We start from the raw sequence: 20595 nt of genomic DNA on the forward strand, positions 1-20595 counted from the left end.
TAGGTTTAAGAAGCGCTTTCCTTGTTAACCCACTTCCGCCACTAAACTGGGATAATCCGTATATCCCGTTTTCGGGTCCTGCCCCGGAGCGCCGTAGAAAGTATCGGTATGATAAGGGTTTAAAGCTACATTCAGTTTTAGACGGCGGACCAAATCGGGATTGGCGATGTAGTCTTTCCCAAACGAAACCGCATCCGCTTCGCCGGCCGCAACTACCTGCTGCGCGGTTTCCCGATTAAAGCCTTCGTTGGCGATCAGTATGCCGCCGAAGCGTTTTTTCAAATCCGGGCCGATACGGTTTTCGCCAAGCGATTCCCGCGTAAAAATGAAGGCGATGCCGCGATTGCCTAATTGCTCCGCCACGTAGCCGAAAGTGCGCAAAGGATCGGAGTCGCCCATGGTATGCGCGTCTCCCCTGGGGGCAAGATGCACGCCGACCCGACCCGCACCCCATACCGAAATCGCGGCATCGGTCACTTCCAGTAGTAAGCGGGCGCGATTTTCTATCGGGCCGCCATAGGCATCGTTTCTTTTATTGGTGCTGTCCTGTAAAAACTGGTCTAACAGATAGCCATTGGCGCCGTGAATTTCCACGCCGTCAAAACCGGCGCGTTTGGCGTTTTCCGCGCCCTTGCGGTAAGTCTCGACGATACCTGGAATTTCGTCGATGTCCAAAGCCCTGGGCGTTACGTAATCCCGCATGGGCCGCAGCAGACTGACATGTCCCAATGGCGCAATCGCACTGGGGGCCTCGGGCAGTTCGCCATTGAGATAATCCGGGTGCGAAACCCGGCCTACATGCCAAAGCTGTAGAAAAATTCGGCCGCCGGCGGCGTGAACGGCTTGGGTGACCTTGGTCCAGCCGTCGACTTGTTCTTCCGACCAAATGCCGGGAGTGTCGGGATAGCCCACGCCTTGCGCGGAGACGCTGGTGGCCTCGCTTATCATCAGTCCGGCATCGGCTCTTTGCGCGTAGTACTCGGCCATCAGCGCGTTAGGCACGCGTCCGGCGCTGGCCCGGCAACGTGTCAAGGGCGCCAGCACAATGCGATTAGGTAAATTGATGTCGCCAACTTTGATGGGGTCAAACAAACTGCTCATGTATGCTCCTGTTTAATTACGTTCCATAGTGCTGCTACCGCCAACCGCATGAGTTAATCACAGTCACTTTTTATTGCTTACCTCGTTGTTCAAGGCGTGTTCGGAAATTTCGTGGTAAAGGCTGGCTAATTCGGCAATCAGTTTTTGATATTCCGGGTGGTGCTTCAGCATGGGCATCATGCTACTCGCATTCGCCAGTTGATCCTCAAAATACATAATGTCTATTTCATTTAACAGCTCGCCGCTCTCAATCCGTTTTTTAAGGGCTAAGGCTCGTGGGATAGACTGTTCTTCCAATTTTTCTATATAAGCAGTGATGATGCCGGTTTCGTCCGATGATGAGTACATGTATTGGTTCCAGTTTGGCGCGATGATGAATCATCACGCGCCGATTATCACATAGTCAAGTGCCGGCTGCCGATTTGCCTGGATTTTATCGGTTTAATAGCATGGACATTATGAAAAATTCCGATGGCTCCTCGTTGCCAAGCCCTATTTCCGGCATCTCGCTATTATCTTGAACCCGATGCGTTTTACATTTTGTTTCTCGCCCGATATGCAATGATTTGGGGACGTGGGGAATGGTTTTTGATGGGAGCATGATTTATTTCCCCTCAATCGACTTGGAGGCGATCGGGCGTCTGCTACAGAACCGGCAACAGGGGGGCTGGTCATGCTGCCGGAAGCTGGCTATTCTACCTAAGTACGGTTAGCGAATGGATTTGCGTGCGTTCGGCAGTAATCGTTTGCGGGCGAAGGCTGGTTCCCGGAAATTCGTCACGGCGTCATGGAGTAAAAAATCGATTGCTTTACTGGTCTGAGGATTCTCGATGTACAATTTCTCTTATTCCTTAATACATGCGTGGATAATTTATGGGATTTGAACAATTGGCATCCCTCAGAGACGAACTGGTAAAACAAGCGGCAGCTGAGAAAGAGACAAAACGGCAAAAGAAAGCCGACGACCGTACAACGGTTAAAAAGTCCGGTAAGGTCGATCCGCTATTGGCTGTCATCGGCTTGCTGCAAAAGAAGTTTCCTCTGGCTTTCCCGAAAAAACCCGCCGCCAAAGTACCGCTGAAAATCGGTATTCATAAAGATATTTTGGAACAAGCGACCGAGCTAGGCACCAATAAGAATGAATTACGCGCTGCGATAAAAGCTTGGTGTTGGGGCAATCGTTACTGGGATTGCCTGACGGAAGATGCGGTCAGAGTCGATTTGCTCGGTAATGCCGCTGGGCTGGTGACTAAAATCGATGCCGACCAAGCAAGTAAGTTGAAGTTGGGGCGGAAGAAAAAGTCTCAGGAAGTGGAGGCGCCGTCTGCGGAAGGCGCTTAGCAACCGACGAGATAGGATCGTTTAAGGTATGCCGCCGTTTCAGGTAAAGGTACAGACATAAAAAGAAAATTGCCAATTAAGTGATTTTTAAGCCAATTGGAGAACAATCCGCCGCAACTGAAAACTATCCAAATAGGAGGATGTATGTTCAGGGTCTTGGCAGTATTGGCAATCAGTATTTTCTTTTCCAGCGCGGCAGTTGCACACGATGATTGGCACGGCCGACATCATCATCGCCATTTCCGCGATGACGTGGGCTATGGTTATAACCCCTACTACAGAGGATATGCGGTACCGCCCAGGATGGGTTATTACCCGGCGCCTCCACAATATTACGGGTTGCCGCCGGTGCGCGGCTTTAGCTATCGGCAACCAATACCGATGCCGCGATTTGACCGTCATGCCAGAGGCGGCTGGTAGTCATGAAACGGATACTGCGTGTAATGGTTTTTGCGTTCGGTTTGATGTTATTGAGCGGTTGTGTGGCCTACGCACCCTACGCCGATCCGTATCCAGCCACTTATGTCCCCTACGGTGGTTACGGATATAGTTATGGATATTCCGCTGCGGTTGTACCGGTACCCGTGCCGATGTACCGAGGCGGATGGGGCTATGGCCGCCATGGCGGCTGGGGGCATCACGGTCATCATGGGTTTCATTAAGCCGAGCGAGGTTTAATTGGCCGTAAATACTGCTACTCGGCGGATCAACAGCGGTTAGTGCTATCCGCGTGCTTACCGGATAGTTAGACGCGCCTTTATTCTCGAATTTCCGACATTCGATCTAGTCGCTCTGGCTTATTCAACTTAATCGCATTACTATGCGCCATCTTGAATTGGGCAGTTTTAACCCAAGTGCCCCGCTTCCTCCCCAAACCATACTTTGGCGCCTCTGTGATGAGGCAACACCTAAAATAAAGCAAACGTTAAGGAGAGCCGAACATGGCTTTAGTGTCATTGCGACAACTTTTGGATTATGCGGCGGAGCACGGCTTTGCCGTGCCGGCATTCAACATCAGCAATATGGAGCAAGTGCAAGCCATCATGCAAGCGGCCGATGCCTGCGATAGTCCGGTCATTATGCAAGGTTCGGCTGGTGCGAATCGCTATGCCGGAGAAGTGTTTTTGCGTCATTTAATATTGGCGGCCGTTGAACAATACCCGCATATTCCGGTGGTGATGCACCGCGATCACGCCCCCACCCCGGCCATCTGCGCCCAAGCGATTCAATCCGGCTTTAGTTCGGTGATGATGGATGGTTCGTTGCTGGATGACATGAAAACGCCCGCCTCGTTTGAATATAACGTTGACGTTACCCGTGCCGTGGTGAAGATGGCGCATGCCTGCGGGGTATCGGTTGAAGGGGAAATAGGCTGCCTGGGTTCGTTGGAAGCCAACCAGGATCATAGCCAGTTGCTGACCGATCCCGACGAAGCGGTGGAATTCGTCAAGCAAACCCAAATCGACGCGTTGGCCGTGGCCATCGGTACCAGTCATGGGGCTTACAAATTCAGCAAGCCGCCCACCGGCGAAGTCTTAGTGATCAGCCGCTTAAAAACCTTGCAGCAACGCCTGCCGAATATGCATTTTGTGATGCACGGCTCCAGTTCGGTGCCGCAAGATTGGCTGAAAGTCATCAACGACTATGGCGGCGAAATTCCGGAAACCTATGGCGTGCCGGTAGCGGAAATTGTGGAAGGCATCAAATACGGCGTCCGTAAAGTCAATATCGACACCGATTTGCGCATGGCCTCGACTGGCGCGATGCGCCGATTTTTATCCCAAGCGGAAAATGTAGCGGAACTGGATGCCCGCAAAACGTATCAAGCGGCCCGGGACGCGATGCAAGCCCTTTGCCAAGCGCGTTACGAAGCCTTTGGCTCCGCCGGTCACGCCGGAAAAATCAAAGCGGTGCCATTGCGCGAAATGCTTACACGCTATAAGGCGGATTGAAAACAGTAGCCAGTACTGTTTTGTCGATATGTTCTATCAGCTCCACGATTTGCTGATCCAGCATAAAGCGCAACTCCCATTCCCTCGCTAAATCGTCGGCCAAACTGTCGATACGATGATGATCGATATAGCTTTGATGTAGACGCGCCTGATAGCCGGCAAGTTCGACTCCGGCGACCTGCTGTTCACCCTGCAGACGCTTGGCGACGAGCTCCAGGGCGTTTGCCAGCGCCGCATCGAACGCCCGGCTAAGCTGTTGCAATTCTTCGGGAAAATGACTGAATCGCTGACCGCTGAGTAAGCGATAGCGTTTCCTGACTTGCAACAAGCCCGATAGATGGCTGGTATCCCTGATAAGTGTTCTAAGCGCGGCCCTTTCGTGAACTTTTTCCGGCAAACGCGCATCCGGTTCCAATACCGCGTGGGCTAACAGGTCTTGAGCGACCGCCAGATCTTTTTCCGCCGACAACCGCAATGGCAAGGTGTAGTTCAGCAGATGGCTGACATCGGGTAAGCGCTTGGTGAAGCTGGCGAGCGTGCGCAACGCCGATACGGCATGGTGGCGCGCCAGCACAATCGAGCGCCTCGGCCACAGCGCGTAATCGATAACGCCCATCACGATAAGCCCGAGCAAAATACCGATGACCCGGTCGCGCGGCAGATACAGATCGGTGACCGCGCCGAAATCGTGCAGCACAAACAACGCAAACGAAAAACCAAGCTGCCGGCCCAGGTAGGCGATGCGTTCGCTGCCGGCGGTAATCCAGGCCGCCAGTGCCCAGAATGGCGCTGTGGCGAACGCAAAGCCGACGATAGTATCGAGCTGAGATTGGAAGAACGATACGTAAAAGTAAGCGCAGATCCCGCCGACGGCGGCGCCCGACACCCGCAACAGCGAGAGCCGATAGTCTGCGCCAAGACTGGTTTGCGCGGCGACCAGACAGGTCGGAATGGCTGTATTGATATCGGGCCAGCCCAGGCTTTCCACGATCAGCATGCACAGTATCGCGCCCAGGGTGAACTTGATGCCGAATTGCACGCTATCGGCATGCGTTGCCCAAAATTCGTAAGCAAACCAGGCCGGCAACCAGCTGCGTTCCGGGTTGTCGTCGGACTCCCGGTCGATATCCTTACTGTCAGCGGCGGTTATCGGTTGATGCAAAGCCCGCATCAACCCGGCAATGCGCTGTAAGGCGCGCCACAAGGCGGTCAACAGCGACGGATTGGTTTCCCGCGCATAATTTTGCAACACCTCGTCATTTAGCAAGTTCGCGATTTCTCCGGATACATCGCGCGATTCCGCCAGACCTTCCCTCAATCGGGCACAGGCGCTTTGCAAAGCCCGATAGACATTCAGTTTTTCCGGCGTCATCGGCTGGGCCCGATATTCCACCGCCAGGACTTGATTAAGCCAGTCCGCCAACTGGCGAAGACCGTCTATTTCCAGCAACAGCGCCCGATAAGTCTGGTGGCGTTCGTGTAAAGCGGGATGTACCAGTTCGGCGTTGGCCAGTAATCCCAGCAGCTTGCCGAGGCTGCCGGCGGCGGCATGCGCGGGTGCCTCCGGTCTGGGGCCGTGCGCCCCGGCATCGGCCAGGCGCGCGCTGAAAATGTATTCCACCGCCGCCAGTTGTATCCCGATATCCGCCTTTAACAGTTTTAACGGATCTTGCGGTTTGACGGTCAGATGCACCACGGTCCAGGTACCCAGCGCCAGTACCCCAATGATCGGGATATTCCATAAAGCGTGGTAAATATTTTCGCCGGGCGTGCTGGGACTGTACAGCACCGCCACCGAATACCATAAGGCAATGCCCGTGGGCCACGCGATCAAGCGGGCATGAAACAGGGACAGCGCCAATATGACGAAAGACAGGGCTAGCAATAGCCAGGGGTCGTTGCCGGCCAGCATCAGCGTCAATACCGATACCAAGGTCGTGACGAGCAGATAGCCTAGCTGACGCACGCCAAACGCCAGTGATTGACCCGCATTGGCATACGCATCGTAGCTCAAGCAAATCAGTATCGAAATGGCCCCCAAGGGCGGGATATGCAGGGTTTGACTGACTAGCGCTATGGTTAGTGACACAGCAAACAAGCGCATGGCGGCAACACGCCGTGCCGGGGAATCCTTGAGTTCCGCCTTGAGAAACTGTCCTAGGCTGGTGCCAAACCAAAGCCGGCTGTGTTTTGGGTGCGGACTCGAAACCCGGCGGCTGTCGCCGCTGTTCATGATGGCGGCAGGGCTTTACCGGTTTCCGCCGGGCGCCGGTCGCGTACCGTGACAAACGCGGTCATGCCCATGCGTAGGGGGTGCTCGGGGTCGCGTTCTTCTATCTCGATTCGCACCGGAAAACGTGATGCCAGGATCACCCAGTTCAAGGTGCGCTGCACTTCCGGCAACACGCCTTGTTGCTTGATATTATCGGGCGAATTGGCCCAGCCGATACCGGTCACTACGCCCCGGTAACGTTTGCCGGGATAACCGACCAAAAACACCTCGGCTTCCAGGCCGGGCTTGATCGACTTCAAATAGGTTTCCTTGAAGTCGGCGATTACATACCAGTGGCGGTCGTCGACCAATGCGAACATTTGCGCGCCGGCCTTGGCATATTCGCCCTCGCGAGTATTGAGGTTGGTGACGTAAGCGTTAAACGGCGCACGCACGTAACAGTACTCCAGATCGAGTTCGGCGGCGGTGACGACGGCTCTGGCCGCTTCGATGCGGGCGTTGACATCGCCGACCTGGGCGATCAAGGATACCGCCCGCCGGCTGTCGCTCTTGGCTTCTTCGATCGCGCTGCGCGCCGACAGCTCTTTGGCTCGGGCATCCGCCAATTCCGCGCGCGAGGCGGTGTAGCGGGAGCGCGCCTGCTTGAGCTGATCGGTGGTGACGTATTGCTTATCGGCCAAGGGTTCCAGGCGCTCCAGATAGTTATGCAGATATTCGTCTTCCGCCTCGATTCTTTTGACTTCGGCATTGGCGGCTGCGCGCTGGTGCTCCAGGCGTTCGATGGCGATTTCGGCGGAACCGCTGGAGGCTCGCCGCGAATCGACGTCTTTTTCCGCGAGCAGCAACTCGGCCTTAGCTTTGTCCAATCTGGCCTGATAGGGCCGCGGGTCGATCGCGTACAGCAAATCGCCCTGTTTGACGTATTGATTGTCTTCGACATGCAGTTCCACGATGCGGCCGCTGACTTCCGGCGCGATGCCGACAATGTTGGCCCGCACCATTGCGTCGTTGGTACGCGGATTTTGATAGTTGATATGCCAAACCAGAGAGCCGGTCGCTACCGCACCCAGCACTATGACGATGCCGATGGCGCGACCGAGCAACATCCGGTTTTTGAGGCTTAACCCTCGGCTATCGATTTGACTGTTTTCCATCAAAAAACCATCGCTTTCATGTTGAATAAAATAGCAACCAGATGATAAAGGTGCATAAGGCCCACAGGCTGGGAGCGATTAATAACGGCGGTCCCAAATAGGGCGCCAAGCGGTAGTGCACCAATTGCCACATCAGCAGCATGCTGGTGCCCAGCCCAGTTAGGATACAGATTATCCATGCCGGCCAGAACGAACCCTCCAAGCTCAGCATCGGGTCGCAAGCGGTCAGGAAAATCGAGAGACTCGCCAGTAAAAACCTGTCGCGTAATTGCCCTGTGACCATCATGCGTTTAGCCTAAAACGTATGATCATTTCCGTACTCCTGCGCTAGAATTCATCATCGAGTTGTTCGATATGATCGCCGCGAGCGGTGACGACTGCTTGATGCAACCTCTGCAAATCCGCTTCCAGCTTTGAGATTTCCTCGGGCGCGTACTCATCGAAGAGGCGGCCGATATGGGTCAAATGCTCCGGGAAAGTCTGTTCGTATACAGCGCGACCGGCTTCGGTCAAGCGTATGATCTGGCTGCGGCCGTCTTTTTTCGAGGCCGATCTTTCCACTAGCCCTTTATCCTCCAGGCGACTGACAACCCCCGTGAGCGTGCCCTTGGTAATCAAAGTTTCCTCCCCGAGTTTCTTCGGCTGCATGCCGGGTGTGTTACCCAGCGTGATGATCACATCGTATTGGGGCAGCGTTAATTCAAGCCGGTGCACGTGCTTGGCCGCGTAAGACAGAAACGCTTGGTGGGTGCGGAGTAACTGGCGTAGCACGGTAGGAAAAGTTGAGGTGGAGGACATAATGCAAAAAATTGTTCTAATTAGAATTCGATAATAGCTATAAGCCTATTTACGCTCAAGAAAAACCTGGGAATGGCTTGGGGAAATCCGAGGCCGTGTAATCGAAACGTTCGCTTGTCAGGGGGCAACACGGCCGCTCCAGGCTCCGCCGTCCTCGGGCGAAGCATCCTGACTTTGTTCGCCTGACACATAAACCAGAGTTGCCGCGGAGCGTAATAAAGTCGCTCGGCTATCGATTTCGGTATAACGGGCGCGCGCCAGATCCTTTTGCGCCGACAGCAGTTCTATCACCGTCGAAAAACCGTGAGTGTAGGATTCTTGAGTTGCCGCATAGGATTCTTCGGCGGCTTTCAGAAGCGCCAGCGCAAACTCGCGTTTTTCCAGCGCGGTTTTGGTGTCGGCATAGGCTTTCCAGATGTCTCGCATAATTTCCAGGCGCATGGTCTCAAGCTGGGCTTGGGAGGCAGCTTGTTTGGCCTCCGCTTCCCGTACGGCATTATTGCGTTCAAAGCCGTCGAACAAAGTCCATTCCACATTCAACATGGCCGTATCGACCATGGCGTTGGCGGAATAACTTTCGTTGCCCGGCGGCTTGGTATGCACATTGCCCCAGTATTGATTGCCGACCATGCCACGCAATGAGACTTTGGGCCAGAATTCGGCTCTGGCCTTCTTCACGTCCGCTTCGCGGGCGCGCAATTCGGCGAGGCGCGCTAGCAAATCGGGACGCCGCTCCAAGGCCTGATCGACGATTTTTTCCACCGATTGCGCCAGTTCGGCCGGCAACGGTAGTTTGCTCAGGTCTACCAGCTGCAGGCTGTAAGACGGGGAAACGCCCAGGCTCATTGTCAAATCGGCCCGCGCCTGCGTGACGGAACCGCGGGCATCTTGCAGATCGTAACTGGATTTTGCCTGCTCTTGCAGTGCAAGCAATAAGTCGGGTTTTGTTGCCAGGCCTTGTTTGAGTTTGGCTTGAACCGAGTCGGCATTGGTCTTTGCCGACTCGAAGGTTTGCTGCGCCGCCGTTACCTTGGCCAAGGCAGCCTGATAGGCAAAAAAGCTGCTGGCGACCCGATAGGCAATTTCCTGATGTTTGCGGTCGAAGGCAAAATTAGCCGCGCTCAGCCGCTCCGCGCCGGCATCGACCAAAGCTTCCCGGCGTCCGAAATCGAATAAGGTCCATGCCAAATCCAAACTGGCGAGAGAGGAGTATCCGCTGCTGACCAGCGCGCTGCCGGGTATGGGGAAGCTGGTTGTAAAATGCTGGCCGAACGCCATTGCCGTCAGGGTTGGGTACCAGCTGCTGCGATTTCTTTCCAAACGGGCGGCGGCGGCTTTTGCCTCCTCCCAGCTAATCCGGGTTTCGGGATGCGTGTGTAAAGCCAAATCCACCAGAGCCGGCAAATCGTAGACTTGCTTGGTATCGATACCGTTATCTACGGCCGGAGAGCCGGAGGTAACGAACGCAGGGCTATTTTTAGCTTGATAGTCGCGCCAGGAAACAGTTTGCTTGGCGGTAGGTACCGGATAATTTCCTTCGAGCGGAGCAGGATTAGGCACGGTACAGGCTGTCAACAGTATCAATGCCGCCATCGCCCCGCCGCAATAGCCTTGCGCCAAACAGGGCGCCGGAGCCAAATTTAAAACAAATTTATTCAAGCTTCTATGGGGTTGTGGAATCACACTAAATTTAGAAAATATCCCCTGGTCATCAATCAATCAATCCGGCCGGGTCGATTTGAACGCTACAGCCCCAAACTCTACCATTTATTCAGGGCCAGCAAGCAAGCGTTCGATAAATTGTTTTCGGCCCGGCCCCGAGCTTAGGACAGTGCCGGAATTTTGCCGAGCGGCGGCGTATTTTCAGCCGCCGCCGGTTCGGGCAATTTGCTATTGTCTCTGCGCCGCGTTACATGTTCGACAGCCTTCGGCGGTGCTATCATCCGGCCCTGCATCAACTCGTCGATCTGATATTTATCCAGGGTTTCCCAATCCAACAAGGCTTGCGCCATGTTGTGCAGAATATCCAGATGAGTTTTCAGGATGGTTTCGGCGCGGTGGTAATTATGCGCCAACGTTTGCCGTATTTCATGATCGATCAGACGTGCCATTTGTTCCGACATCGGTTTGTTGGAGCCCAAAAATCCGCCCTCGTTGTCGCCGCAATCTATCGGGCCCAGGCGATCGGATAAGCCCCATTTGGTGACCATATTGCGCGCCAACTGGGTAGCGCGCTGAATATCGTTGGAGGCGCCGGTGGTGACTTTGTTTTTGCCGTAAATCAAGGCCTCGGCGATGCGGCCGCCGAACAGACTGGAAATTTGGCCTTCCAGTTTGTCCTTGCTGGCACTGTATTGGTCGCGTTCCGGCAAAAACATGGTAATACCCAAAGCGCCGCCGCGCGGCATGATGCTGACTTTATAAACCGGGTCGTGCTCGGGTACCAAGCGGCCGACGATGGCATGGCCGGCCTCGTGATAAGCGGTCATCAACAATTCTTCGCGGCTCATGATCATGGTGCGTTTCTCGGCACCCATGATGGTTTTATCGCGTGCGTTGTCCAAGTCGTGCATTGTCACTTCCCGCTGGTTGTTGCGGGCGGCGAACAAGGCGCCTTCGTTAATCAGATTGGCCAGTTCGGCGCCGGAAAAACCGGGAGTGCCGCGCGCCAGATCGTTGATGTTGACATCGTCGGCCAAGGGCACCCGGGCGGCGTGAACTTTGAGAATTTGTTCGCGGCCCTTGATGTCCGGCAGGCCGATCTGGACCTGGCGATCGAAGCGGCCCGGCCTCAGCAGGGCGTTGTCCAGCACATCGACCCGGTTGGTCGCGGCAATGACAATGATGCCTTCGTTGCCGCTAAAACCGTCCATCTCCACCAATAGTTGGTTGAGGGTTTGTTCGCGCTCTTCACCGCCGCCAATATTGCCGCCGGTACTACGTTGGCGGCCGACCGCGTCGATTTCGTCGATAAAAATAATGCAGGGCGCGCGTTTTTTAGCTTGCTCGAACATGTCCCGCACCCTGGAGGCGCCGACGCCGACGAACATTTCCACGAAGTCGGAACCCGAGATCGAGAAGAACGGCACGCCGGCTTCGCCGGCAATCGCTCTAGCCAATAGAGTTTTACCGGTACCGGGAGGCCCCACCATCAATACGCCGTGCGGAATTTTGCCCCCTAGGGCTTCGTATTTGCCCGGGGCTTTCAGGAAGTCGACCATTTCCGCCACATCCTGTTTGGCCTCTTCGGCGCCGGCCACGTCATTGAAGCGCACCTTGACCTGATCTTCCGTCATCAATTTGGCGCGGCTTTTACCGAAGCCGTTTTGCCCGCCGGCACCCATTTGCTGCTTGCGCATGAAATACACTAGAACGCCGATCAGCAGCAAGGTGGGAGCCCATGAGAAAAGTAGTTGCGTCAGGGTTGACTGGTTTTCCGGTCTCTCAACCTTGATTTTTACGTCGTACTCCAACAAATCGTCAATTATCCGCGCATCGCCGGGATTGTAAGTGGCAAACTGGGTTCCGTTATGGCGATGGCCATTGATCGATCTGCCGTCTATCACAACTTCAGCAACAGATTTGCTGCGTACGTCCTTGATAAAATCCGAATAGGATATGTCGTACTGCGAGTTGTAAACCGGCAGCGTGGGATTGAATGCCGCAAACAGCACGATAGCGATTCCAGCCATTACGGATAGCGCGATTATTAGCTTTTTCATGATTGCAATCTCCAATTATTGGATGCAAGGCCCCGGTTCATATGTAGTGTATGAACCGGGTATATACCCGGATGAATTCCGAATCGAGCAAAGCGAAAGTTGACAATGCTTGTTCGATACCAATACCCAGCAGTAAGTGTGCCACCGAGCGCGATATAAGAATATTCCTCGTCTCCGCTTGCTGCGTTGGCAATTCGATCTTTTTCTTTTCCAGGGCAGGAAGCGCCTCGCACTTTAGGTTCAAGCCCAATACATACCCGGCAAGAGTACTGATGTTATTCGCGAAGCAGCGCGTAAAAATACAAAGACTTTAACGATGCGCGTTTCGAATGTTATTGTCGATATGGGCACAACATGCCCCTATTTTGTGCGCCGAAGAAAAGGCCGCCGGATGAGCCGATCGGTTGACATTCGACCGCCTAGTGGCTGGAAACGTAAATTTTTTGCATTTCTTCATAGCGGCTTAACGCGTCTCTCAACGATTCGCCGGCCAACTGCAAATCGCCGCCGCGTGCTGCCTTCCAGGCGGTATTCAAGCGCTTTCCGGCTTGTTGGCGTTTGACTTCGAGATCGTTATTCTCAATGTCCTTTTGCTGTTGTTTGGCATTGCTTACCAGGTCGGCCACGGTTTCTTGGTCCGCACCGCTTTCGACGGCGGAGATGGAGGCTTTGACTTTGGCAATAGTGCTTTCCAGCGCCGCCCTCACTTCTTCATGACTAAAAGTGGCCGCAGCGGCGGAAAAAGACAGTGCATTGATAAAGGTGATGGCTATGGCGGAAGATAAGAAATTTTTGAATGATGGCATGACGAAAACCTTGCTAAACACGAACAAAATTAATTTAAGAGTCAGACGGACTCGTTGGGGTTAAAGCAAACTAGACCTAACCCTGGCTTGCAAGCAGATCAGGGAGAGTGAACAAAGTTTATCAGCATTTAGTTTTGATTAGAACTTTATTAATTCTAATTAAAACTAATTGTAAGAAATGCATCACACTTTCTTTCGTTGTCGGTATTTAGATGAGCTTCGTCGGCACGGGAATATGCTGTGTCGGCGGGCGACTACATGAAGTCTTAACAAACAATCGCCACACTTGGAGTCGTGCGCTTATGCGGAAGATGGGAAGGGTTAAAACAGGGCGTGAATGGGATCTGTCGAAGGTCGCGGCGTGACGCTGAAACGGGCGGAGAAAATTCGAGTCCGCAAGTTACGTTAACCGGCGGCCTTAGCCGCACGGTGAATGAAGAATATAGACCTAAGGGCGCGGGACTTTACCAAGCGGGGGCCGCAGTCAAACTATCCGATTGACCGAGGCCGACAGTAAAAACCTAGGAATCGGTAGTGCTGGCAATAATTTTATGGATTCTCTTGGTACTGATGGCGATGATGACTAAAATAAACGGAATCGATACGCCTTCAACCAGACTGGCGTCAACATGCCAGCCAACGCTGTGCAGCGCCTCGGCAATTTTACCGATCAAATTTGCGGCGTAATAAGTAATTGCCACCATCGAAATGCCTTCGACAGTTTGTTGCATACGTAACTGCATTTTCGCCCGCAAGGCCATCGACGACAGCAAACCCTGATTTTGCCGTTCGATAATAATGTCGACTTTGGTGCGTAACAACTGGCTGGCATTGCTGACGCGTTCGGAAACCAGCGTAAAACGATGGGATACCGAATTGCAGGTATGCATCGCCGGTTCCAGGCGGCGTTTCATGAATTCGCCCAAGGTTTGAATGCCTTGGATACGCACTTCGCGCAAGTCTTCCAGACGCTGACCGACCAGTTGATAGTAAGCGCTGGCGGCGGCAAAACGGAATTGATGGGTGGAAATATGGTTCTCGACTTCCGCCGCCAATGCCGTCAGTTCGTCCAATAATTTGGCGTCGTCGTTAGTTGGCTGCGTCATGGAGTTGGTGATGGTATACAACTGTCTATCGGCCTTCTTCAATTCCGGATACAGCTTGCGCGCAATCGGGAAGGCCAGCAGCGCCATGACCCGGTAAACTTCGATATCGAACAAGCGATGTAATAAGCGGCCGGCCTGTGCGGTTCTCAAATTTTGATTCACCACCAGAAACCGGCTGAAGCCGTCCACGTGGATACGAAAATCGGTGAAAACCGCAGCGGCGCCGCCGGTCACTTTGGAGCCGACAATAGGGTTGCCGGCAAAGTAGGCCGTCAGCGGCGATAAATCCATTTCGTCCTGGTAATTAACCTCCGCGGCGGATACCACGCTGGCGTGCGCGGCAACGATCACTTGGCCGCCGATCTGCGATAGCCAATCCACCGGGACTTTTTTTAAGGCCGGGTCCGCAAAGGGTTCTCCATCCGTGTCGTAGGCATAAAAGGTATAGGTGCTGAACTCGCCGTGTTGCTCCCAGCTCATCTGAAACGCATCGAAGCTGGCGCTAAAATGGTCGCCCTCCTGATCCGGCGGCGTGGCGCCAAAGCGTTCGCACAGGGCTTTCAAGTGCTGACGTTCCTGCATTTTTTCGTCGCTCGACAGCGACAACGCCAGATAACTGGCCCTGACCGGCAAACTCAGAATCGACGAGGCCCTGGCATGGACTTCGTTGTGCAGCACAAAGCGCTGCGGATGATTGGGGGGAATTGGAAATAAAGTGGTCACGAGTACTCTGCTCAATAGGGATGGGTATACTTTATCAGCGTTTGGCCGCGCTCTGAATAGTTCATCTTGCATCGACCCTTGATTTTATATGGCTAAAGCTTGGTTTTTCGACAGAATCGACCTCAATCACGACGACGGCTTGGTCAGTTGCGAATGGCTGCGACAGAATCTGGCGCGTGTCGATTTGATTATTCTGGACGCCAGCTTTTTCCTGCCCAGGCAGCAACGGCATGCCCGGCGGGAATTCGAGTCGGGGCATATTCCGGGCGCCCGGTTTTTCGATATCGACGCCGTGGCCGACTTAAACAATCCGCTGCCGCATACGCTCCCTAATGCCGATGAGTTCGCTCGGCAAGTCGGAGAATTGGGCATCGATAACCGGACTTGGGTATTGATTTACGACAACAATCACTTTTTTGCCGCGGCCCGGGCTTGGTGGATGTTTCGGGTGTTCGGACACGATAGAGTCAAGGTCCTTGACGGCGGCTTGAAGCGCTGGCTGCAGCTTGGGTTTCAGCTGGCTGCCGAACCGGTCCGGCCTAAGCCGAAAGTTTTTAACGCTAAGTTTTGTCCGGAACTATTGGTCGATTTAGCCCAGATGCAACAGATTCAACAGCAAGGCAGCAAACAAATATTGGATGCCCGTTCCGCGGACAACTTTAACGGTCAGCGTCCGCTAAGCGATACAGGCCTGCAACCAGGACATATTCCAGGCAGTATCAACATCCCCTATCAAAATTTGCTCGCCGGCCATGACCACACCTTACTGCCGGTGGCAAGTTTGCAGCAAATCTTTGCGGACCAGGCGGTGAATTGCGCCAAGCCTTTGGTTGCAACTTGCGGTTCGGGCGTTTCGGCGGCTTTATTGCTATTGGCGCTGTATCAAATGGGCATCCGCAACGTGCCGATGTTCGACGGCTCTTGGGCGGAATGGGGGCGGCGGCCGGATTTACCTCGGCAAACGCTGGGCTAATCCGGTTTAAGCTTTGCAGTGACTACGCCCTCAGTTGCTAAGTTCGCGTTCAATGATCGGCAAGGCCTGCCGCATATGTTCGAAACTGTGCGAGCCGCCGGCAAACGTGATGACATTGGCGATAGTTTTATATTTAGCCTGGGTCTTGGCGGCGTCGAGCAACTCGTCGGCCATATCCAACAAAATGGTGCGGTCTATTGCCAGCCGGTTGTTGGCTAGTTCCTGTTCATACCGCGGATATTGATCGCAGTGTTTCCGCTGCCAATCGTAAGGCTGGCGGGTTTCGTAGTTACGGGTTACGCCGATAAACCGCGGTAATAATGCGCTGGGGCTGATAGCCGGATTGATCATGATGGCCTTGCTGCCTGTTTTCATGGCCAGGTATTCGGCGGCAAATCCGCCCATCGAAGAGCCCATGAAGACCGCGTCGTAACCCTGATCAAGAAATTGATTCCACTCGAATAACATGTCCTCGACCAGATTTTGAAAATCGCGGTAATCGACATTCGGGGTAAAAAACAGCATATCGTGCTCCAAGCAGAATTGCTGCATGACAAGGAGTTTCTCCTTGCCCACCAGCAGCTTCCCGTCCAAGCCGCTGGACGCGGAGTTAAAGCCATGCAGATAAATAATGACTTTCTTCATCGCTTAATAACGTTCCTTTATGAAGCTCAGCGCTTTCCCGGCCAAATCATCGGAGTCGTGCCAGAGATTGCGCCAGACGCAAAGCGTATTGGACAAATTGGGATCGACGACTTCCGAGGAAAAAGACTCAAACGTCATCGGCCCTCGATAATTAATTTTCCGCAAAGCATTAAAGAACGCTGCGAAGTCGACATTGCCGGTACCCAAATAGCCGCGATGGCTCTCGCCGATATGCACGTAGCCTAACCGGTCTTTCGCGGCCAGCACGGATTTTTCCATGCCGTCTTCTTCGATGTTCATATGGTAGGTGTCCAGGTGTAAATAGGCGTTGGGCCGATTCACTTCGTCCAGAAACGCCAAGCCCTCGATGCCGGTATTCATGATGTTGGTTTCGTAGCGGTTCACCACTTCCAGATCGATATTGATGCCTTTATCCGCCGCGTAATCCGCCAGACGCTGCATGGCCGCCACCGAATTGGCGCGATTTTCTTTGGATGCGGGGCCCGGATATTTGCCTAACGCGCAATAGATCACGCCGCACAATTCCGTACCGCCAATCGCGTGAAGCACATCGGTTGCCTTGCGTAACAGTGCGTCGCCGTTGGCGATAATCGCCGGGTTGGTGCTGGTGACATCGGTGCCGGCGGACAAACCCAGCGAGGCATGGGCGCGTAAGTTAAATTCCTGTAGCAAATCCTTGGTTAACGCGACATCGACTTGCCATGGGTCCAACAGCGCAATTTCGATGTAGTCGTAACCGGCCCGGGCCGCTCCGCTGATGGCTTTACGCGCGCCTTCCGGCGTCCAACCTCCGGACCAGACCAAGGCGTGACCGCCGTATTCCAACGATTTGGGAAATGTCATGACAGATTCCTAATATTTATTTGCAACAGAGGTTTTCAGGTGGCCGGATTCTAAAGCAACTCAATTTGCTGCCGCAATCGGCCGGCTATATAAGCCTTATGCCGAGGTAACCGGCAAATTGCGGATTGATGTCTGCATCGCATCGAAGCCGGGGGCTTGGGATATAAGCACCGGCTAAAAATCGGCCTTCTCCGGAGTTTGGCCCGGAAAAGCCAGGTCAGGTGTCGATATTAAACTAGCGAAGTCAGAGAGCAGTTGCGGAAGCTGCAACATATCCTGAAATTGCATTTCATGCTCTGCCCGATACGAGGAGGCGTTGCCGTTTCCGTTTCCCTGATACCGATACGCTTTCATCCCGGCCGCTGTGGCCGCCGCAATTCCAATGTCGCTGTCTTCGATAACCGCACATTGCGCGGGAATAAAGCCCATCGCACGGGCTGCGAATTGGAACAAATCGGGCTGGGGCTTCCAAGAGCCCACCTCGTATGAGCTGAAGATGTTGTCTGCAAAATAGGGTGCGAGGCCGCTAATTTTCAGGGCATGATGAATTTTCGAAAGCGGTCCGCCGGAGGCGATGCATTTTGGAAAAGTTATTGCTTCGAGCATTTCCAAAACGCCGGGCATGGGCCGCAAATCGCTGGCGAAGAGTTCCGCAACGCGCTGGCGATAGTCCCGTTCGAATGTGTCCGGCAGTTTCAGGCGCAGACGGTGTTCCAGATCCGCAAGAATCGGCGCTAATTTTTGGCCGCGATAGCGTTCGGTCAAGCTCTGTTGGGTGTCGTCCAACTGCGGCAGCAGATCGAGAAATGCTTGATTGCAAAGTCCTTCGCTGTCAACCAGCGTACCGTCCAAGTCGAAAATTACGCAAATGCCGCTCATGTATCCGCGGTACCAACAGTAGAGATTGGGACAATCGCCAAGAAGTCGTTCACCGCGTGTTCGATTGCCGCCAATACCTGATGCAGTGCGGAGACTATTTCCGGCGAAGACCTCAGTTCTTCTTCTCCAATATTGGCGCTCGGCAGCGGCAAGGTGATTGATGCCGCTTCGATCAGCGTTGCCGACATCGTGATCAAGATCTCCCTGAGTGCGGCGTCAGCATGATGGGCGCGTGGCGATGCATTCAATACCGCGACCGGTTTGTAAGAAAATCCCTCCCAGGCTACCAACCAATCCAGCGCATTTTTGATGGTGCCGGTAACGCCGTGGGCATATTCCGGGCTGGCGATCAGCAACGCATCCGCAGAGCTCACTTCGTTGCGGAATTGGATCGCGACAGCCGGAGGCGCGTTTTCCAAATCCGGATTGTATAAGGGTAGATCGCCAAGCGCGGAAAACAAACAAACGTCGATCGAATCCGGCGCCAAAACGCTTAGCGTGCGCAATATGGCGGAATTGACGGACATCGCCCGCAAACTGCCGGAGAGGGCCAGTATTTTCATAAATAAACTAGATTCCGCATGCCGGGCAAAGTTGCGGCGGCCGAAAAGCAGGCCTGGATTTTGGTGCCGGTGGCGGCGATGAAAATATCGAGAGTCATTGGCGTCCGTGGTTTGCGGGTCAAATTCGGTACACGAGGGCGTTATAATTTCAGGCACTAAGCCCGACGTATTCTACGGGTAAACCGTTAAACTTGAGCCCTACGTTTTAGGAACCTTGGACATCGCAATATGCACATACTCGAAACTCGGATCGAAATTGCCGCCACCGCCGAAAAAGTTTGGTCGTTGTTGGTCGATTTTCCTGCCCACGTCCGTTGGAATCCGTTTATTCGTGCTATCGAGGGTAGTCTGGAAATCGGCAAGACGCTAAATGTATCCATCCAGCCGCCGGGTAGCAAAGGCATGCGATTCCGGCCAACCCTGATCAAGATAAACCGCAACCGCGAACTTCGTTGGCGAGGTAAGCTTTTGCTGCCCGGATTGTTCGACGGCGAGCACTATTTCGCAATCGAAGACCTGCCGGCAGGCGGCGTGGTCTTTCGTCACGGCGAGATATTCTCCGGGATTCTGGTACCGTTTTTTCATGCCTCGCTGGATGGCGCAACCAAGCAAGGCTTTATCGCCATGAACGAAGTGCTAAAACGCGAAGCCGAGAGATTGTGACCGTTGTTACCGCCCGCCGGCGTGGCAAAGGCGCACGCCGTAGCGACTAGAATAGCTTATCTAATTCCGGAAACCGTTCAATTAACATGCAAAACAATATTCGCAATCTGATTTTGCGGGCCACCGGTGCCGAAACTGCGCGGCCGCTGGCACGGATTCAAGGTTTATGGAGCGGTTACGGCGACATAGTCCGCTACGGCCTGACCGGCAGCGATAGGCTAAGCGTGGTGGTTAAGCATGTGAAATTGTCGAACCATGGTCGCCATGCCGCTGATAAGGTCTCGCACCGGCGCAAAGTCCGTTCCTATCAGGTCGAAACCGCCTGGTATCTTGATTGGAGCCGGTTTTGCGCTGCCGATTGTCGAGTACCGGCTTGTCTGGGAGCCGATACCTTCGGCGACGAAGTTGTGATCGTGTTGGAAGACCTGGACGCCGCCGGGTTTCCAAGGCGTTGTTCGGCGGCCGGCGCCGAGCAGATACGCGCCTGTCTGAACTGGTTGGCGAATTTTCATGCAACCTTCATCGGCGAGCAAGCGAAAGGCTTATGGCCCACCGGGACCTATTGGCATTTGCAAACCCGGCCCGACGAATTGCTGGCATTAAAAGATAGCGCGTTAAAAAGTGCCGCACCGGCGATAGACCGAAAATTGCGCGATAGCCCTTATCAAACCTTCGTGCACGGCGATGCCAAACTGGCGAATTTTTGCTTTTCCCAAGACGGCCGGGCGGTTGCGGCGGTGGATTTTCAGTACGTCGGCGGCGGCTGCGGTATCAAGGACGTGGCATATTTCATAGACAGTTGTTTGGATGGAGACGAGTGCCGGCGCCGGGAGAGCGAGTTGCTGGACCTGTACTTTCAAGCATTGCGGCAAGCTTTGTGCGCCAAACAAAAAGCTGTCGATGCGGATGCGGTGGCGCAAGATTGGCGGGCACTCTATCCATTCGCCTGGACCGATTTTCACCGTTTTCTTAAAGGCTGGAGTCCCGGGCATTGGCCCGGCGACAGCTACAGCTACAGCGAATATCTGGCCGGACAAGTGCTGGCCCAGTTACGGAAAAATTAAAGGAACAG

At 54.0% G+C, this 20595-nt stretch carries 21 protein-coding genes; 7 read left to right on the plus strand and 14 right to left on the minus strand.

The window, feature by feature from the left end; all coding sequences use genetic code 11:
- Nucleotides 1-24: 24 nt before the first annotated feature.
- Entirely contained in the window at nt 25-1101 is a 1077-nt protein-coding gene (locus tag ACH50O_RS18975) for an alkene reductase (protein ID WP_446809310.1), read from the minus strand.
- 63 nt (nt 1102-1164) lie between these two features.
- Nucleotides 1165-1449, minus strand: coding sequence for a hypothetical protein (locus tag ACH50O_RS18980; protein ID WP_446809311.1), 285 nt, complete (start codon nt 1447-1449; stop codon nt 1165-1167).
- A gap of 525 nt (nt 1450-1974) precedes the next feature.
- On the opposite strand from ACH50O_RS18980, the gene ACH50O_RS18985 reads away from it, so the two are divergent.
- From ACH50O_RS18985 to fba, 4 genes are all read left to right on the plus strand, one after another.
- Nucleotides 1975-2442 carry a ProQ/FinO family protein gene (locus tag ACH50O_RS18985; RefSeq protein ID WP_446809312.1) on the plus strand — a complete coding sequence of 156 codons (468 nt, stop codon included), beginning with the start codon at nt 1975-1977 and terminating at the stop codon, nt 2440-2442.
- Nucleotides 2443-2586: 144 nt separating this feature from the next.
- Nucleotides 2587-2862 (plus strand): hypothetical protein, encoded by a 276-nt coding sequence (locus ACH50O_RS18990; RefSeq protein WP_446809313.1) that lies wholly within the window; start codon nt 2587-2589, stop codon nt 2860-2862.
- Nucleotides 2863-2864: 2 nt separating this feature from the next.
- Nucleotides 2865-3104, plus strand: a complete 240-nt coding sequence (locus ACH50O_RS18995; protein WP_446809314.1) for a hypothetical protein — start codon at nt 2865-2867, stop codon at nt 3102-3104.
- A gap of 279 nt (nt 3105-3383) precedes the next feature.
- A complete protein-coding gene (fba, locus tag ACH50O_RS19000) occupies nt 3384-4394 on the plus strand; it encodes a class II fructose-bisphosphate aldolase (RefSeq protein WP_446809315.1) in 1011 nt (336 codons plus the stop codon).
- On the opposite strand, the gene ACH50O_RS19005 is transcribed toward fba, so the two are convergent.
- From ACH50O_RS19005 to ACH50O_RS19040, 8 genes are all read right to left on the minus strand, one after another.
- Nucleotides 4372-6627: an FUSC family protein gene (locus ACH50O_RS19005; RefSeq protein WP_446809316.1), complete on the minus strand. Its 2256-nt coding sequence runs from the start codon at nt 6625-6627 to the stop codon at nt 4372-4374. The genes fba and ACH50O_RS19005 overlap by 23 nt on opposite strands.
- A complete protein-coding gene (locus ACH50O_RS19010) occupies nt 6624-7781 on the minus strand; it encodes an efflux RND transporter periplasmic adaptor subunit (RefSeq protein ID WP_446809317.1) in 1158 nt (385 codons plus the stop codon). Before ACH50O_RS19010 ends, ACH50O_RS19005 begins: the two co-directional genes overlap by 4 nt.
- Before the next feature lie 16 nt (nt 7782-7797).
- The gene (locus ACH50O_RS19015) at nt 7798-8067 is read right to left on the minus strand and encodes a YtcA family lipoprotein (protein ID WP_446809318.1); all 270 of its coding nucleotides are present in this window, start codon (nt 8065-8067) and stop codon (nt 7798-7800) included.
- Between the two features lie 41 nt (nt 8068-8108).
- A complete protein-coding gene (locus ACH50O_RS19020) occupies nt 8109-8579 on the minus strand; it encodes a MarR family winged helix-turn-helix transcriptional regulator (protein ID WP_446809319.1) in 471 nt (156 codons plus the stop codon).
- Nucleotides 8580-8696: 117 nt separating this feature from the next.
- On the minus strand, nt 8697-10238 hold the full coding sequence (locus tag ACH50O_RS19025) for a TolC family protein (protein ID WP_446809320.1): 1542 nt from the start codon (nt 10236-10238) through the stop codon (nt 8697-8699).
- Between the two features lie 164 nt (nt 10239-10402).
- Nucleotides 10403-12301, minus strand: coding sequence for an ATP-dependent zinc metalloprotease FtsH (gene ftsH, locus ACH50O_RS19030; RefSeq protein WP_446809321.1), 1899 nt, complete (start codon nt 12299-12301; stop codon nt 10403-10405).
- A gap of 419 nt (nt 12302-12720) precedes the next feature.
- Nucleotides 12721-13107, minus strand: a complete 387-nt coding sequence (locus ACH50O_RS19035; protein ID WP_446809322.1) for a hypothetical protein — start codon at nt 13105-13107, stop codon at nt 12721-12723.
- A 521-nt stretch (nt 13108-13628) separates the two neighbouring features.
- The gene (locus ACH50O_RS19040; RefSeq protein WP_446809323.1) at nt 13629-14936 is read right to left on the minus strand and encodes a DUF3422 family protein; all 1308 of its coding nucleotides are present in this window, start codon (nt 14934-14936) and stop codon (nt 13629-13631) included.
- A gap of 88 nt (nt 14937-15024) precedes the next feature.
- On the opposite strand from ACH50O_RS19040, the gene sseA reads away from it, so the two are divergent.
- A complete protein-coding gene (gene sseA, locus ACH50O_RS19045; RefSeq protein ID WP_446809324.1) occupies nt 15025-15909 on the plus strand; it encodes a 3-mercaptopyruvate sulfurtransferase in 885 nt (294 codons plus the stop codon).
- 30 nt (nt 15910-15939) lie between these two features.
- On the opposite strand, the gene ACH50O_RS19050 is transcribed toward sseA, so the two are convergent.
- The 4 genes from ACH50O_RS19050 to ACH50O_RS19065 form a co-directional block, all read right to left on the minus strand.
- A complete protein-coding gene (locus ACH50O_RS19050; RefSeq protein WP_446809325.1) occupies nt 15940-16554 on the minus strand; it encodes a YqiA/YcfP family alpha/beta fold hydrolase in 615 nt (204 codons plus the stop codon).
- A 3-nt stretch (nt 16555-16557) separates the two neighbouring features.
- A complete protein-coding gene (locus ACH50O_RS19055; protein WP_446809326.1) occupies nt 16558-17418 on the minus strand; it encodes a TIM barrel protein in 861 nt (286 codons plus the stop codon).
- 174 nt (nt 17419-17592) lie between these two features.
- Nucleotides 17593-18270 carry an HAD-IA family hydrolase gene (locus tag ACH50O_RS19060; protein WP_446809327.1) on the minus strand — a complete coding sequence of 226 codons (678 nt, stop codon included), beginning with the start codon at nt 18268-18270 and terminating at the stop codon, nt 17593-17595.
- Nucleotides 18271-18293: 23 nt separating this feature from the next.
- Nucleotides 18294-18860 carry an NADPH-dependent FMN reductase gene (locus ACH50O_RS19065; RefSeq protein ID WP_446809328.1) on the minus strand — a complete coding sequence of 189 codons (567 nt, stop codon included), beginning with the start codon at nt 18858-18860 and terminating at the stop codon, nt 18294-18296.
- Nucleotides 18861-19088: 228 nt separating this feature from the next.
- Here ACH50O_RS19065 and ACH50O_RS19070 point away from each other — a divergent pair, with 228 nt between their 5' ends.
- The gene (locus ACH50O_RS19070; protein ID WP_446809329.1) at nt 19089-19523 is read left to right on the plus strand and encodes an SRPBCC family protein; all 435 of its coding nucleotides are present in this window, start codon (nt 19089-19091) and stop codon (nt 19521-19523) included.
- Nucleotides 19524-19609: 86 nt separating this feature from the next.
- Nucleotides 19610-20587, plus strand: a complete 978-nt coding sequence (locus ACH50O_RS19075) for a phosphotransferase (RefSeq protein ID WP_446809330.1) — start codon at nt 19610-19612, stop codon at nt 20585-20587.
- Nucleotides 20588-20595: the final 8 nt, after the last annotated feature.

The sequence above is a fragment of the Methylomonas sp. 2BW1-5-20 genome (assembly GCF_052474515.1).